At 64.1% G+C, this 15,162-nt stretch carries 11 protein-coding genes; 10 read left to right on the forward strand and 1 reads right to left on the reverse strand.

Annotated elements, in window-relative coordinates; genetic code table 11:
* Positions 1-101 precede the first annotated feature (101 nt).
* The 7 genes from H3Z74_RS00390 to H3Z74_RS00420 all read left to right on the forward strand — a co-directional run bounded on the left by H3Z74_RS00390 (position 102) and on the right by H3Z74_RS00420 (position 10,408).
* A complete protein-coding gene (locus tag H3Z74_RS00390) occupies positions 102-1,385 on the forward strand; it encodes a nitrate/nitrite transporter (RefSeq protein WP_187762066.1) in 1,284 nt (427 codons plus the stop codon).
* Positions 1,385-2,596 carry an alginate export family protein gene (locus H3Z74_RS00395; protein ID WP_187762067.1) on the forward strand — a complete coding sequence of 404 codons (1,212 nt, stop codon included), beginning with the start codon at positions 1,385-1,387 and terminating at the stop codon, positions 2,594-2,596. The genes H3Z74_RS00390 and H3Z74_RS00395 overlap by 1 nt, the downstream gene beginning before the upstream one ends.
* Positions 2,593-5,088: a nitrite reductase large subunit NirB gene (gene nirB / locus H3Z74_RS00400; RefSeq protein WP_187762068.1), complete on the forward strand. Its 2,496-nt coding sequence runs from the start codon at positions 2,593-2,595 to the stop codon at positions 5,086-5,088. Before H3Z74_RS00395 ends, nirB begins: the two co-directional genes overlap by 4 nt.
* Positions 5,088-5,426: a nitrite reductase small subunit NirD gene (gene nirD / locus H3Z74_RS00405; protein WP_187762069.1), complete on the forward strand. Its 339-nt coding sequence runs from the start codon at positions 5,088-5,090 to the stop codon at positions 5,424-5,426. Before nirB ends, nirD begins: the two co-directional genes overlap by 1 nt.
* Positions 5,423-8,005 (forward strand): nitrate reductase, encoded by a 2,583-nt coding sequence (locus tag H3Z74_RS00410; protein WP_187762070.1) that lies wholly within the window; start codon positions 5,423-5,425, stop codon positions 8,003-8,005. The genes nirD and H3Z74_RS00410 overlap by 4 nt, the downstream gene beginning before the upstream one ends.
* Positions 7,998-8,777: a uroporphyrinogen-III C-methyltransferase gene (cobA, locus tag H3Z74_RS00415; RefSeq protein ID WP_187762071.1), complete on the forward strand. Its 780-nt coding sequence runs from the start codon at positions 7,998-8,000 to the stop codon at positions 8,775-8,777. The genes H3Z74_RS00410 and cobA overlap by 8 nt, the downstream gene beginning before the upstream one ends.
* A gap of 209 nt (positions 8,778-8,986) precedes the next feature.
* Positions 8,987-10,408, forward strand: a complete 1,422-nt coding sequence (locus H3Z74_RS00420) for an amino acid permease (protein ID WP_187762072.1) — start codon at positions 8,987-8,989, stop codon at positions 10,406-10,408.
* 32 nt (positions 10,409-10,440) lie between these two features.
* On the opposite strand, the gene H3Z74_RS00425 is transcribed toward H3Z74_RS00420, so the two are convergent.
* Positions 10,441-12,327, reverse strand: coding sequence for a glycoside hydrolase family 2 protein (locus H3Z74_RS00425; RefSeq protein WP_187762073.1), 1,887 nt, complete (start codon positions 12,325-12,327; stop codon positions 10,441-10,443).
* A gap of 157 nt (positions 12,328-12,484) precedes the next feature.
* Here H3Z74_RS00425 and H3Z74_RS00430 point away from each other — a divergent pair, with 157 nt between their 5' ends.
* The 3 genes from H3Z74_RS00430 to H3Z74_RS00440 all read left to right on the forward strand — a co-directional run bounded on the left by H3Z74_RS00430 (position 12,485) and on the right by H3Z74_RS00440 (position 15,153).
* On the forward strand, positions 12,485-13,234 hold the full coding sequence (locus H3Z74_RS00430; protein ID WP_187762074.1) for a FadR/GntR family transcriptional regulator: 750 nt from the start codon (positions 12,485-12,487) through the stop codon (positions 13,232-13,234).
* Positions 13,235-13,658: 424 nt separating this feature from the next.
* Complete coding sequence (locus tag H3Z74_RS00435) at positions 13,659-14,249, forward strand: RNA polymerase sigma factor (RefSeq protein WP_187762075.1); 591 nt, start codon at positions 13,659-13,661, stop codon at positions 14,247-14,249.
* Complete coding sequence (locus H3Z74_RS00440) at positions 14,218-15,153, forward strand: FecR family protein (RefSeq protein WP_187762076.1); 936 nt, start codon at positions 14,218-14,220, stop codon at positions 15,151-15,153. The genes H3Z74_RS00435 and H3Z74_RS00440 overlap by 32 nt, the downstream gene beginning before the upstream one ends.
* Positions 15,154-15,162: the final 9 nt, after the last annotated feature.

Below are 15,162 nucleotides of genomic sequence, written 5' to 3' on the forward strand. Positions count from 1 at the left end.
CCCGGCACCACCGAAAATTTGAGGCAAAGTCGCCGTCCGGCACCGTTTTATACGGGCGTCGCGGCGGCTTTTTTGCGTTTGCTCGAAGGAGATCGAGGCAAATGACGCAAGCACAGGTGCTGCAGGACCGGCCCGTCGCCGGATCGCGGCCATCCATCACGAATATCGCCACCGGCAAGACGGAGGGCTTCTGGCAAGTGGGGCACCGCCCCACTCTGATCGCCGCCTTTCTCTATTTCGATCTCGCCTTCATGGTATGGGTGTTGCTCGGCCCGCTCGCACCGATCATCGCCGCTGATCTTGCCCTGACACCAGCGCAAAAGGGCCTGATGGTGGCGGTGCCGACCCTGGCCGGCGCGGTACTGCGCCTGGTCAACGGGGTGCTGGTCGATCGGATCGGCCCGAAGCTGACCGGAGCGATCGGCCAGATCATCGTCATCGTCGGGCTGCTGACGGCATGGGCGTTCGGTATTCACAGCTTCGCCGGCACGCTCGCATTGGGTCTGGTGCTTGGTTTTGCCGGGGCCAGCTTCGCGGTCGCGCTGCCACTCGCCTCGCGGTGGTACCCAGCCGAGCATCAGGGCAAGGCGATGGGAATCGCCGGCATGGGCAATTCGGGTACAGTGCTCGCCTCGCTGTTCGCGCCGCTCCTCGCCAAGGCATTCGGTTGGAACGCTGTGTTCGGCCTTGCTGCAATCCCGCTCGTCATCGTCTTCGTCATCTATATGGCGATGGCCAAAGACGCGCCCGACCGACCAGCGCCGAAGAAGGTCGCTGCCTATCTGGACGTGCTGAAGCAGGCCGATGCCTGGTGGTTCATGCTGTTCTACGGTGTGACCTTCGGCGGGTTCGTCGGTCTTGCCGCCAGCTTGTCGATCTATTTTACCGACCGGTTCGCGCTCACCCCGGTAATGGCGGGCTATTGCACTGCGGCCTGCGTATTCATCGGATCTTTGGTTCGCCCGTTCGGTGGCGCGACGGCCGATCGGATCGGCGGCGTCAGGACGCTCAGCATCGTTTACGCTCTCGCCGCGGCAACGCTGGTTGCGATCAGCGCCACGCCGGGATCGCTGGTCGGCACGATGGCGCTATTTCTGCTGGTGATGGCTACCCTGGGCTTCGGAAATGGCGCGGTGTTCCAGCTCGTGCCGCAACGTTTTCGCCATGAGATCGGCGTGATGACCGGGCTTGTCGGGTTCGGCGGCGGCGTGGGCGGTTTCTACCTCGCCTCTTCGCTCGGCTTCGCAAAGCAACTCACCGGCACCACTGCGGCAGGGTTCCTGATTTTCGCTGGCCTCGCGCTCGTGGCGCTGGCCGGGCTGACCATGGTCAAGGCGCGCTGGCGGGCGAGCTGGGGTGCGACCGCTAACGGCGTGCGGATCTGATGCGCGCTTTCCCCATTCTACTCGGGGGGCTGGTGTCGGCACCGGCCCTGGCCGGGCCAGTGGCGCTGAAGCCGCTGGTCGATGCTCGACTGCGTTACGAGCATGTCGACCAGGCGCCGCTGGCCGGCGACGCCGATGCAGTGACAATACGCATCCGCAGCGGCGTGGAGGCCAAGGCGGGCGATTTCTCGCTGCTTGCCGAAAGCGAGGCGACGTTGGCGATCTCGGAACATTATAATAGCGGGCTCAACGGCAAGACTGCCTTCCCGCTCGTGCCCGATGCGCAGAATATAGAACTGAACCGGCTCCAGCTTCAGTATCGCGGCCTGACCAAAACGGTCGTGACGGTCGGCCGGCAGCGGATCAACCTGGACGATCAGCGTTTCGTCGGTTCAGTCGCGTGGCGCGACAATGAACAGACCTTTGACGCAGTGCGGATCGAATGGTCTGGTATCGAGCATCTCAAGGCAGATGTCACCTATGCCTGGTCGGACCGCACAATTTGGGGGGTCGACGGCGGCAACCGCTATGGTCCGGCACGTTACCAGGCGGTCGGCGGCGACAATGTATTCGCGACGCTCGGTTATACGACCCCGCTCGGAACGCTGACCGGCTTTGCTTATCTGGTCGATCAGGACGAAGCGCTGGTGTTGCGCAACAACAGCCAGACGTATGGCGCGCGCTTTGCAGGCGGCCGGGCGATCGGGCCCAAGGCCAAGCTTACCTATCTGGCCAGCTATGCGCGGCAAAGCGACCATGGCCGCAATCCGAACCGCTACGCCGCGAGCTACTATGCCGGCGAGCTCGTGTTCGAGCTTGCCGCATTCAGGATCGGCGGCGGTTATGAAGTGCTCGGCGCTGACAACGGGATCGCGCTGACCAGCTTCCAGACACCGCTCGCGACGTTGCATAGGTTCAACGGCTGGGCCGACAAGTTCCTCGTCACCCCTCCCGACGGCCTGCGCGATGCCTATGTCTCGACCGGCTATGGCTGGAAGAAAGTCGGGCCCTTCGCCTCGATTGACCTGACCGCATCCTATCACCGTTTCGAGAGCGATCGGCTTGCCCAGCATTATGGCGACGAGATCGACCTGCAGGCGAGCGTCAAGCATGGCCGATACACAGCGCTGGCCAAATATGCGTCCTACGACGCCGATCGGTTCGGGACCGACACAAGTAAATTCTGGTTGTCTCTGGAGTGGGCGATATGACCGACAAACCGCATTTGCCCCTTCCTCATCTGGTGGTCGTCGGCAACGGCATGGCCGGCTGCCGCGCGGTCGAGGAGATCCTCGCGCGCGATCCCGCGAAATTCCGCATTACCATCTTCGGTGCCGAGCCAAGGGTGAATTACAACCGCATCATGCTTTCACCGCTGCTCGCGGGGGACAAATCGTTCGAGGACATCGTGATCAACGATCACGCCTGGTACACCGACAATGCGATCGATCTGGTCGCGGGCGATCCAATCGTTGCGATCGACCGTGCCCGGCGTACCGTCACCGCGCGGTCGGGCCGTGTCGAGACATACGACAAGCTGCTGCTTGCGACTGGATCCGATCCCTTTATCATCCCGGTTCCCGGGCACGACCTGCACGGTGTCGTGACATTCCGTGATATGGATGATGTCGGTGCGATGCTGCGCGCGGCCTCGGCGGGTGGCGATGCGGTGGTGATCGGCGGCGGGTTGCTCGGGCTGGAAGCGGCGCATGGCCTGTGTCTGCGCGGCATGAGGGTGACGGTGCTGCACCTGATGCCAACCCTGATGGAACGTCAGCTCGACGAGGCGGCTGGCTGGCTGCTCAAGGAAGAACTCGAGCGGCGTGGCCAGGCAATCCTGACCGGAGCCGACACCGCCGAAATCTACGGTCAGGGCAGAGTCGAAGGCGTGCGGCTAAAGGACGGTCGCGAGATTCCGGCGAGTCTGATCGTCATGGCGGTCGGCATTCGGCCCAATGTGAAGCTCGCGCGCGATGCGGGACTGGCGATCGGACGTGGCATTCATGTCGACGACCATCTCGTAACCTCGGATGCAGACATCCTCGCGGTCGGTGAGTGCGTCGAGCATCAAGGGCAGGTTTATGGCTTGGTCGCGCCGCTGTGGGAGATGTGCCGCAGCCTCGCCGATGGGCTGGTCGCGATACCCAATGGGTATAGCGGCTCGGTCACCTCGACCAAGCTCAAGGTCTCCGGCATCGATGTCTTCTCGGCTGGCGATTTCAGCGGGGGGGAAGGTTGCGAGGACATTGTCATGCGCGATGCGTCGCGCGGCATCTACAAGCGCGTGGTTGTCAAGGACGACAGGTTGATCGGTGCGGTACTCTATGGGGATACGCAGGATGGCAACTGGTATTTCGACCTTCTCAGAAAGCAGGAAGATGTTGCCTCGATCCGCGACGCGCTGATCTTCGGCCAGGCCTTCGCTTCGGGAGGAGGGGCATCGGCAAACCCTAATGGCGCCGTCGCGGCGATGGCCGACGACGGCGAGATCTGCGGTTGCAACGGCATCAGCAAGGGGAAGGTTGTTGCAGCGATCCAGGGCGGCGCCTGCACGCTCGACGCGGTACGCGCCTGCACCAAAGCATCGGCATCGTGCGGGTCATGCACCGGGCTGGTCGAGGGGTTGCTCGCGATCACCATGGGTGAGGATTATACCGGTGAGCGTGCGGCGCCGACGGCGTGCAAATGCACCAGCTTTACCCATGAGGATGTCCGCCGCCTGATCATCGAGAAGTCGCTCAAGGCGATTCCGCAGGTGATGCAGGAATTGCACTGGACCACACCCGATGGCTGCGCCTCGTGTCGGCCTGCACTCAATTACTATCTGCTGTGTGCCTGGCCGGGCGAGTTCGTCGACGACAATCAGTCGCGGTTCGTCAACGAACGGATGCACGCCAACATCCAGAAGGATGGCACCTATTCGGTCGTGCCGCGCATGTGGGGCGGTGTGACCAATCCGAAGGAGCTGCGCGCGATTGCTGACGTTGCCGAGAAGTATCAGGCGCGCATGGTAAAGGTGACGGGCGGTCAGCGGCTCGACATCTTCGGGATCAAAAAGGAGGATCTGCCCTCTGTCTGGGCCGATCTGAACGCAGCCGGGATGGTCAGTGGCCATGCCTATGCCAAGGCGCTGCGCACGGTGAAGACCTGCGTCGGCTCCGAATGGTGCCGCTTCGGTACGCAGGATTCGACTGGCCTCGGTATCCGGATCGAACAGATGACATGGGGCAGCTTCATGCCGCACAAGTTCAAGATCGCGGTATCGGGATGCCCGCGCAATTGCGCCGAGGCGACGATCAAGGATATCGGTGTCATCTGCGTCGACAGCGGCTATGAGCTGTCGATCGGCGGCAATGGCGGCATCAAGCTGCGCGGCACCGACTTCCTCTGCAAGGTCGCGACTGAGCAGGACGCGCTCGATTATTGCGCCGCCTTCATCCAGCTCTACCGCGAGGAAGCGCGCTATCTCGATCGCACTGCGCCTTGGGTCGAGCGGGTCGGGATTGACTATATCAGGCAGCGCATCGTCGAGGATGCGGCGGGTCGCGAGTTGCTCCGCGCACGCTTCCACTATTCGCAAAGCTTCATGCAGAACGATCCCTGGGCGAAGCGGGCGGCGGGCGAGGACTGGAAGCTTCACCAGCACCTCGCCGAGATTCGCCCTGCGGCCGCGCTCATCGCCCGCACGCTGGAGGTCGCGTGATGGAACCCGAATGGCTCGATATCGGCCCCGTCGATCAACTCCCCGCGCTAGGCGCACGCACCCTGCCGGTTCAGGGCGGGCGCGAGATCGCGATCTTCCACACCGCGAATGGCGGGATCTACGCGCTCGCCAATCAATGCCCGCACAAGGCCGGACCACTCAGCCAGGGCATCGTTCACGACACCACGGTCACCTGCCCGCTGCATAACTGGCGTATCTCGCTCGTGACCGGCGAGGCGCTCGGCGAAGACAAAGGCTGCGTGCCGGTGATCCCGGTCAAGGTCGATGGCGGGCGCATCCTGATCAGCCGCGCAGCCGCGCTCGCGGGGGTGGCTTGACTGCGGTCAGGACAACCTGCGCCTATTGCGGCGTCGGCTGCGGCGTGATCGCGACGCCGACCGGGAATCGCACCGCGACGATCGCCGGCGATCCGGATCACCCCGCCAATTTCGGCAAGCTTTGTTCCAAGGGGACGCACCTTGGCGAAACGATCGGGCTCGAGGGACGATTATTGTATCCCATGATCGGTTCGGAGAGGGCCGGCTGGCACGAGGCGCTCGATCTCGTCGCCAGCCGCTTCGCTGCGACGATTGCGGAATATGGCCCCGAAAGCGTAGCCTTCTATGCCTCGGGCCAGATGCTCACGGAGGATTATTATGTCGCCAACAAGCTGATGAAGGGTTTTATCGGCACCGCCAATATCGACACCAATTCGCGGCTCTGCATGGCGAGCGCCGTGGCGGCACATGTCCGCGCTTTTGGCGAGGATGTCGTGCCGTGCAGCTATAATGATCTCGATGCGGCCGACCTGATCGTCCTGGTCGGGTCGAACACAGCGTGGTGCCACCCGATCGTCTGGCAGCGAATCGAAGCGGCGCGCGTCGCGCGTGGTACGAAGCTGGTGGTGATCGATCCGCGCCGTACCGAAACCGCCGCCGGGGCCGATCTCCATCTCGCCATCGCTCCTGATAGCGATGTTGCGCTGTTCGCGGGGCTGCTGTCGGAGATGCGCTCGATCTGGCGCCTCGATGGCCGCTATCTCGCCGACCATGTTACTGTGCCGGAGGGGTTTTGGAAGGGTCTGCCCGCCACCGATGTCGCCAGGATCTGCGATATCGAGACCACCGATCTTCAGACTTTTTACGATCTCTTCGCCGATCATCCGCGCACCGTCACCTTGTTCAGCCAGGGCGTAAATCAGTCGATCAGTGGTACCGACAAGGCGAACGCGATCATCAACCTCCACCTTGCCACTGGACGGATCGGCAAGCCCGGTGCGGGCCCGTTCAGCATCACCGGACAGCCCAACGCGATGGGTGGGCGCGAGGTCGGCGGGCTCGCCTCCATGCTCGCTGTGCATATGGGTTTCAGCGATGCCGAGCGTGATCGCGCGCAGCGCTTCTGGCAATCGCCGACAATCTGTACCGGGCCGGGCCTCAAGGCGGTCGACATGTTCGACGCAATGGCCAGGGGCCGGATCAAGGCGGTGTGGATCATGGCGACCAATCCCGCCGTCTCGATGCCAGATGCGCGCATGGCGCGGGTCGCGCTCGCCAATTGCCCGTTCGTGGTCGTCTCTGACTGCGTCGCCGAGACCGACACCGGCCGCTACGCGCAGGTCAAGCTGCCCGCACTCGCCTGGGGTGAGAAGGAAGGCACGGTGACGAATTCCGAGCGCTGCATTTCGCGCCAGCGCGGTTTCATGGCGCCGCCGGGTGATGCGCGTGCCGACTGGTGGGCGATCGCGGAGGTCGCGAAGCGGATGGGATTTACGGGTTTTGATTATCCCGATGCGGCGAGCATTTTCCGCGAGTTCGCGGCCCAGACCGGTTTCGAGAATGATGGCGCGCGGGTTCTGGATATCTCCGGCAAAGTCGCGATCGGCGACGCCGAGTATGCCTCGATGGCCCCGTTCCAATGGGGGGGCACCTCGCCTTTTGCAAATGGCTACGCCACGCCGGACGGCAAGGCGCGGCTGGTTTCTGTCGATCATGTATCTCGCGTCGATGGCAGCCGTGCCTTTCCGCTGCGCCTCAACACCGGCCGCTACCGCGATCAGTGGCACAGCATGACGCGTACCGGCTTGTCGCCGAAGCTCTCGCAGCATCGGCGCGAACCGCTTGTCGAGATCCACCCCGAGACTATCCAGCGGTTGAGACTCTCCGACGGCGGGCTGGCGCGGGTCGAGACCGCGCAAGGATCAAGCATCTTTCGCGTCGCCGGCATGGTAGAGCAACGTCGACGCGAGCTGTTCATACCGATTCACTGGACTGACCAGACCAGCGCCGGCGGCCGCGCGGGGTTGCTCCCGGGTCAGGACCGGGATCCTGTTTCGGGCCAGCCGGGCTTCAAGAACACGCCGGCGACGGTCAGCGCCTACAAGCCGTCCTGGAACGGCTTCCTGCTGACACGCGATCACCCAGCCCGGCCCGATTGCACCTACTGGACTCGCATCCGGACTGCCGGGGGGTGGCTGATGGAACTCGCCGGCGATGGCGACATCACCGCGCTCTCGGGCCTTCTTCCCGAGGGCGAACGTGTCGAGATGGCCGATACCAAGCGCGGCGTGATCCGGTCCGCGGTGATGAAGGATGGCGTATTGCAAGCGGCGCTGTTCGTCTCGCGCAGTGCTGAATTGCCGCCGCGCGACTGGCTGGTCGCGCAGCTTGGCAAAGCGGGAGCCGCGCCTTTCGAATTGCTCGCCGGGCGGCCGGCGACTCCCGCGCCTGATCGTGGGCGGATCATCTGCGTCTGCTTCGATGTCGGACTCAACGTCATCCTGTCCGCGATCGCAGAGCAGAAGTTGGTCAGCATCGAGGCAATCGGTGCTGCGCTCGGCGCCGGTACCAATTGTGGCTCGTGCCGCCCCGCAATTGCTGCACTTCTCGAACCGGGAAAGGATATCCACCATGGATGACCTGATTGCGCCGGGCGACGTCTGGCTGGTGGGCGCGGGACCCGGTGACCCCGATCTGCTGACGCGCAAGGCAGAACGACTGATCGCGGCAGCCAGCATTGTTTTCCATGATGCACTTGTGGGGGCGGGCGTGCTGGCGTTGATCCCCGCACACGTCGTGCGCGTGCCGGTTGGCAAGCGGGCCGGGCGGCATTCGCGGACTCAGCCGGCAATCGACGCCCTGCTGGTCAGGGCTGCGCTTGCCGGGGAGCGCGTTGTCCGGTTGAAAGGTGGGGATCCATCGATATTCGGTCGCTCGGCCGAGGAAGTCGATGCGCTGTCGCAGCACGGTATCCGGGTTATGATTTGTCCCGGAATCACCGCTGCAAGCGCTGCGGTCGCGAGCGCCGGCGTTTCGCTGACCTTACGCGGCTCTGCCCGGCAACTTCGCTTGGTGACTGCCCATGCCCGCGCTGGTGAGACACACGATCTCGACTGGGCAGGCTTGGCCGATCCCGATGTGACGCTGGCATTCTATATGGGACGCGGCGCTGCACCTGAAATCTGCCGACAATTGACCTTGCATGGACTCGATCCGGCGACGCCTGTGTTGGTTGCCAGCGACATCAGCCTGCCTGGTGAATGCCTGATCCATACACGGCTTGATCTCCTCCCATTGGCAATCGACCGGACTTCCGATGCCGGCCCGGCTGTGATTCTGGTCGGCGAGGCGGTTAGGGGGCGCCCGGCGGTGGTTGCCGCTGTGCTCGACAGGGTCGCCCGGCAGGGCTGACCTCGCATCCACTCAGGCCGGGGCTTCGAATGTCGAGCCCATCGTCAGCCCAGTCGACGACACGCCGGTGAGCGAATCGCGGATGACCGAAAACAGCGACGATGAGCGGTGCGAGATCGTTCGATTCGTAATTCGGCGTTCCTTGCGTCATCGTGCCATGCGACGTGCCGTCGTAACGGGATGGGCGGCGATTCCTTTGGAGAATAGAGTTGAACAGCTGGACACGACGCAAGCCGATTGCACCGGCGGGGGAACGTCACCCGGACGCGCTGCCGCCCACATTGTCCTGGCCGCACCTGGTCGCGCTGGGCGTCGGCGCGATCGTCGGCACCGGTATCCTGACACTGATCGGTGTCGGCGCGGATCGGGCAGGGCCCGCGGTATTGTTGTCCTTTGCCATTGCGGGCGCGGTATGTGCCTGCGCGGCACTCGCTTATGCCGAACTTGCCGCGATGATGCCGGCCGCGGGCAGCGCCTATAGCTATTCCTATGCGGTGCTGGGCGAAACCATCGCCTGGGTGGTGGGGTGGAGCCTGATCCTCGAATATTCGCTGGTGGTGTCGACCGTGGCGGTTGGCTGGTCGGGCTATGCCTCCCCGTTGCTCGCCGGCATCGGGTTTCCGGCCGCGTTGACGCAGGGACCGGAGCTGGGCGGGATCATCAATCTGCCGGCGGTCTTCATCATTGCGGTGGTCACCGGGCTGTTGTTGCTCGGCACGCGCGAAAGCGCGCGGGTCAATACCGTGCTGGTCCTGGTGAAGATCGCGACACTGTCGCTGTTCGTCGCCTATGCGTTGCCGCATTTCGACGCGGCCAATCTCCATCCATTCATGCCCTATGGCTTCGCGGCCAGCGATGGCGGCGATGGCGTGCATCGCGGCGTCATGGCGGCCGCGGCGATCATCTTCTTCGCCTTTTACGGCTTCGACGCCATTTCGACTGCGGCGGAGGAAACCAAGCGGCCCGAACGTGATCTGGCGATCGGCATCATCGGCTCGATGGTCGCGTGCACGCTGATCTATCTGCTGGTGGCCGCTGCCGCGGTAGGCGCGGTGTCCTTTTCCCGCTTTGCCGACAGCCCGGAGCCGCTGGCGCTGATCCTGCGCTCACTCAATCAGGCCGGCGTGGCGCGCATCGTGGCAACCGCTGCGGTCATTGCATTGCCGACGGTGCTGCTCGCCTTTCTCTATGGCCAGAGCCGCATCTTTCTCGCCATGGCCCGCGACGGCTTTCTGCCACAGGGACTGGCGCGTATTTCGCGGCGAGGCACGCCGACGCGGATCACGCTGGTGACGGCGGTGCTCGTGGCGATCCTGGCCGGCCTTCTGCCGATCGGGAAGATTGCAGCGCTCGCCAATGCCGGCACGCTGATCGCGTTCATCGCGGTTGGCCTGTGCCTGCTTATCCTGCGCCGCCGCTCGCCCGAACTTCCGCGCCCTTTCCGCGTCCCCGCCGCCACGCTGGTCGGGCTGGGAGCGATCGGCGGCTGTCTCTATTTGTTTCTCAGCCTGCCCACGCAGACGCTGATATGGTGCCTGATCTGGAATGCGATCGGCGTCGCGATCTATGCGCTGTACGGTCGGCGGAAGAGCATACTCGGTCAGACCCCGCTGCCGGTCGAGCGCGATTGATCGCGCCTTTGCGGCAGGAGGTGGCGGCCATATTACCGGCCGCCATCCTCTTTCCCGCGATAGAAACCGGTCAGGACGTCGAAGGCGAGCTTGTGCTGCCCGGTCTCGGACATGAGTCCCTTGCGGTTCCAGCCTTGCTGAAACGCGTTCTGGCGGCGCGGTGACCGGAAATCCTTGAGGATCCAAGGCGACAGGCCGCGCAGATTCGGTATCTTCGCCGCCATCGCCAGGGTCTGCCGGTAATAGTCGGCCTGATACTCCTCCGAGAATTTCTGCGGCATCGCGCGCGCGTCGTGGAAGCCGGCCTTGGCGTCAGCGCCCAACTCCGAGAAGATCAGCGGCTTGTCGGCCGGTACGCGCCATTCGATCGCCGGCACGTCCGCCAGCCGGTCGTCGCCATACCAGCCATTATAGGTGTTGATGCCCATCACATCGAGCTGCGCGGCAAGCGGGTCGGTCATCGTCATGACGGGATGGCCATTCGCGGTCGATCGCTCGGTCAGCAGCGCGGCGCTGACCAGCCTTGTGTCATCCAGCCGCCTGACATCCGCCGCCAAGGTGGTCAGGAAGCCATTGCGAGCATCGGTGATCGGCGTTTCGTTGGCGATGCTCCAGATCGCGATCGACGCACGATTGCGGTCGCGCAGGATATTCTCGGCGATCATCCGGCGCGCGGTCGCCAGCGTATCGGGATTGCCCCACGAAATCCGCCAATAGACCGGCACCTCGCTCCACACCAACAGGCCCAGCGCGTCGGCGGCGCGGACCATGGTTTCGTCATGCGGATAATGCGCCAGCCGGACGAAATTGGCGTGCAGTTCGTGCTTCGCTTCGGTCAGCAGCGCGCGGGCGGCGGCCGGGGTGATGACCCGGGCAGGCGACACGCCAAGCTCCTCTTCATGCAGGCTGATGCCGCGCAGGAAGATCGGCCGGCCATTGAGCAGTATCTCGGAACCCCTGGTTTCGATGGTGCGAAACCCGATTTGGTCGCGCCACCGGTCGTCGCCCGCTTCGATCGCAACGTCGTAGAGTCTGGGCCGCTCGGGCGACCAGCGTTCCAGGGCGCGCGGCGCCGCAATGGTTGTGCGCCAATTGCCATTGGCGTCGGTCGTTCCGGCCCGGCTGAGGCCGAGCGCGGGAATGAAGAAGCGGATCGACCGCCCGGCGGCCCGCGGTCCGTCCAGATGCGCATCGATCGCCAGCGCCCCGTTGCGTGTCAGCCGCACCCAGGCATCGTCGACATAGGTATCCGCTGTTTCGATCAGTCGGATCGAGCGAGTGATGCCGCCATAATTCTCCCAGTCGGTGACCGGCGGCGGTACGCTGGTATCGGTGACTGCCGAATCCACGCCGATGGTGATCTGGTTGTCGCCGTTGCGCAGCAATTTGGTGACCTCGAAGGCGAAAGGCGTGAACCCGCCTTCATGCTCGCCGACGGGCGTGCCGTTCAGATAGATGCGGGTCTTGTAATTGGCCGCGCCGAGCCGGAGAAAGACGCGCTTGCCGTTCTGGAGCGCTGCCTGGAAATGGCGCTGATACCAGACCAGCCCCTGATAATAGCGCATCTCCGCGGCATGGGTCAGCCAGCTCGCCGGCAAGGTGGTGATCGGGGCCGAATCCATATCGAATTCGAACATCGCGCCGTCGCCCTTGCGCATGGTGGCGCCGACATCGATGTCCGCCCAACGACGCTCGCTGGCATTGGGCTCCCCGCCATGAAAGCCTGCCAAGCCGGCCCGATAGGGATCGACCGAATAATGCCAGGGACCGGAAAGGTCGGTGCCGGGCCGCAGATCCGCAGCAACGAGCAATGGCGTGGGGGCGGGGGGTGCCGCGCCGGACTGGGCCTTTCCCACTGCGCCAAGTGACAGGCCGACGGAGGAGAGAATTGCGATGATCGATAAATGCCACCTGGCCATTTCAGCCTCCCCATATCCGTGCGGGCATGGCGTGCCCGGCCATATTCTGCCTATTCCGTTTAACTATTGGCTTGACCAATCACAAGATATTCTCGAGCTTTGGTAAGGCCGGTTTGGATTGCTTGTCGGACAATGCCGCTGCGGATAAGAACTTGTCATGGCGAGAGGCGACAGCAACCGGCTTTATGAGCGTGTCTCGACCGACCTGGCGGCCAGGATCACCGACGGCTCGTATGAGATCGGTCAACGGCTGCCGCCGGAGCGGCTACTTGCGCAGACCTATTCGGTGTCGCGTCCCACCATCCGGGAAGCCATCATCGCCCTTGAGGTCGATGGCCTGGTCGAAGTGCGCATGGGGTCGGGCGTCTATGTCACTGCCAGAGTCCCGCGCGGCGGGGCGCCGGTCGAGACCGATATGGGGCCGTTCGAATTGCTCGAGGCAAGGCGTGCGATCGAGGGCGAGGCCTGTGCACTGGCCGCGGCACAGATAAGCGACGAGTTGCTCGCCGGGCTCGAAGCGCTGGTCGACGAAATGAGCCGCAGCGCGGGCGACATCATGGCGTCCGAAGATGCCGACCGGCGGTTTCACCTCGCCATTGCCCAAGCCACCGGCAACAGCGCCATGTATATGGCGGTGGAGATGCTGTGGGACGCGCGCGCTCGCTCGCCGCAATATCGCCTGCTCAGCGACAAGGCTCATCTCGCGGGAGTGACGCCGGTGATCGAGGAGCATCGGCGGATCATCGAGGCGCTACGCTCCCGCGATCCGGGCCGCGCGCGAAAGGCGATGATTTCACATTTGTCGCGAGTGCTCGAATCGCTTTTGCAAGCGACCGAAGTCCATGAGCTCGAACAGGCGAAAGTCCGCCTGGATGCGCAGCGCCAGCGGTACATGACCGCCGGCTAGAGCGGTTTCGATCCCGACCGATCGGCCATGCCGTCGACTGCTCGCCCCTGTTACCCCCTGTTTTCGGGAGTAAATTTCTCGCCCCTGTTATTGTTGGATTTGACTGGCGGATTACGTGTTTGTTTTCAGCAGCTTGGCTGGATCGGCCCCTGTTATGGAAACAGGCGATAACAGGGGCAATAACAGGGGCCGTTTCGATCGAAACAGGGGCGATGGCCGCCCGGTGCTTCGTGGCCATGTGAAAGAGCGGGGCAAGAGCGCCGGTCCGACGTCTCGTTCGACCCCCGCCATGCGCTATCCCGATGCGCGATTGAATCGCGTTGGATGAATCCGCTCAACTTGAAAATGCGATGCCGGCGGCTCCATGACACCGATTTGTCGACGGAAATGCTGCTCTCGCCCATCTCATGCACTAGGAGGGTGAATGGCGCGCGTCGATCTGGTCACTTGGGTGGCGCGGAATATTCTTCCGCACGAGCCTGCGTTGCGGCGTTGGTTGCGTCGCAGCGTGGCGCGCCAGGATATCGAGGACGTCATCCAGGAGGCATATTGCAGCATCGCCGCCATGGACGACGTGACCCATATCGTCGAGCCCAGGCGCTATTTATTCCAGGTCGCGCGCAACATCGTACTGGCCGATCTGCGGCGCGCGCGGGTGGTGCAGATCGAAGCGATCGGTGGCGCCGCCGAAATGGAGCAGGCCATTACCGGTCATAGCGACGAGCTCTCGCCAGAGCGCATCGCGATCGACCGCGACTGGCTTGCGCGGGTTGGGGCGCTGCTCGCGGCCCTGCCTGAACGGCGGCGTATTGTTTTCCGGTTGCGCAAGCTCGAAGGGCTCTCGCAGCGCGAGGCCGCGGAGCGGTTGGGGGTGACCGAGATGGTCGTCGAAAATGACCTGACCCGGGGATTGCGCAGCATTCTGGCGGGGCTGAGCGATGAGGAGCGCTCCGACCTGTCCCTGTTCACGAAGAGGCAAGATCATGCACGTCCGCGACTCCGCCGACGCCATTAACCGCGATGCCGCGGCATGGGTGGTAAGGATCGATCGCGTGCGCGACGATCCGACGACCGCGGCCGAGCTTGCCGCGTGGCTGGCTGGCGATACCCGTCGTCAGGGCGCCTATCTTCGCGCCCAGGCGATGTGGCAGCAGCTTGAAGATGTCGATGAAAGCGCTGCCAGGATCCGTCGGGAGATGCCGCGCCGCCGGTTCATGGCGTTGGGCGGCGCCGGCATCGTTGCCGCGGCGATGGCGGGCCTTTTCTGGCTCGGCGGGGATGGGAGCCGCGCTTACACCACTGGGCTCGGGGAGCGAACCCGCACCGAACTGACCGACGGTTCGGTGATGGTGTTGAACACGGCCAGCCTGTCGCATGTCCGCATGACCCCGTCGCGCCGCCTGGTCGAGATGGAGCGCGGCGAGGCCTGGTTCCATGTCGCCAAGGATCGATCGCGACCCTTTATCGTCTCGGCGGGCCCGATCCGGGTCGAGGCAGTGGGGACGGCGTTCGCGGTGCGACGCCGCAATGGCGCCACCGACGTCACCGTCACCTCGGGCACGGTGCGCGCCTGGTCCGAGACCACGCCCACGCGGTTCATCAGCCTCAAGGCGGGGCACCGCGTTCGCCTTCAGGATGCGACCGGAGCCAGCAACGCCGCAGTCAGGAATGGCGGCGTGGAGCAGGCGCTCGCCTGGTCGCGCGGGGAGATCGTGCTCGACGGCATGACGCTGGCCGAGGCGGCGGCCGAATTCAATCGCTACAACCGCCATCAAGTGACAGTCGAGGAAAGCCTGGCGAACCGAAAGGTGGTAGGCTGGTTCCAGGCCGGCGACCCGGAAAGTTTCGCGCGGTCGGCGGCGACGATGGTGGGCGGTCATGTCGAACAGGATGAGACGACAACACGCATTGTGAGATAATCGCGGCGC

It is taken from the genome of Sphingomonas alpina (assembly GCF_014490665.1).
Classification (GTDB): Bacteria; Pseudomonadota; Alphaproteobacteria; order Sphingomonadales; family Sphingomonadaceae; genus Sphingomonas; species Sphingomonas alpina.

Coding starts and splice junctions, on each gene's coding strand:
- H3Z74_RS00390 (WP_187762066.1), top strand. CDS start 102: ATGACGCAAGCACAGGTGCTGCAGGACCGGCCCGTCGCCGGATCGCGG.
- H3Z74_RS00395 (WP_187762067.1), top strand. CDS start 1,385: ATGCGCGCTTTCCCCATTCTACTCGGGGGGCTGGTGTCGGCACCGGCC.
- nirB (WP_187762068.1), top strand. CDS start 2,593: ATGACCGACAAACCGCATTTGCCCCTTCCTCATCTGGTGGTCGTCGGC.
- nirD (WP_187762069.1), top strand. CDS start 5,088: ATGGAACCCGAATGGCTCGATATCGGCCCCGTCGATCAACTCCCCGCG.
- cobA (WP_187762071.1), top strand. CDS start 7,998: ATGGATGACCTGATTGCGCCGGGCGACGTCTGGCTGGTGGGCGCGGGA.
- H3Z74_RS00425 (WP_187762073.1), bottom strand. CDS start 12,327: ATGGCCAGGTGGCATTTATCGATCATCGCAATTCTCTCCTCCGTCGGC.
- H3Z74_RS00430 (WP_187762074.1), top strand. CDS start 12,485: ATGGCGAGAGGCGACAGCAACCGGCTTTATGAGCGTGTCTCGACCGAC.
- H3Z74_RS00435 (WP_187762075.1), top strand. CDS start 13,659: ATGGCGCGCGTCGATCTGGTCACTTGGGTGGCGCGGAATATTCTTCCG.
- H3Z74_RS00440 (WP_187762076.1), top strand. CDS start 14,218: ATGCACGTCCGCGACTCCGCCGACGCCATTAACCGCGATGCCGCGGCA.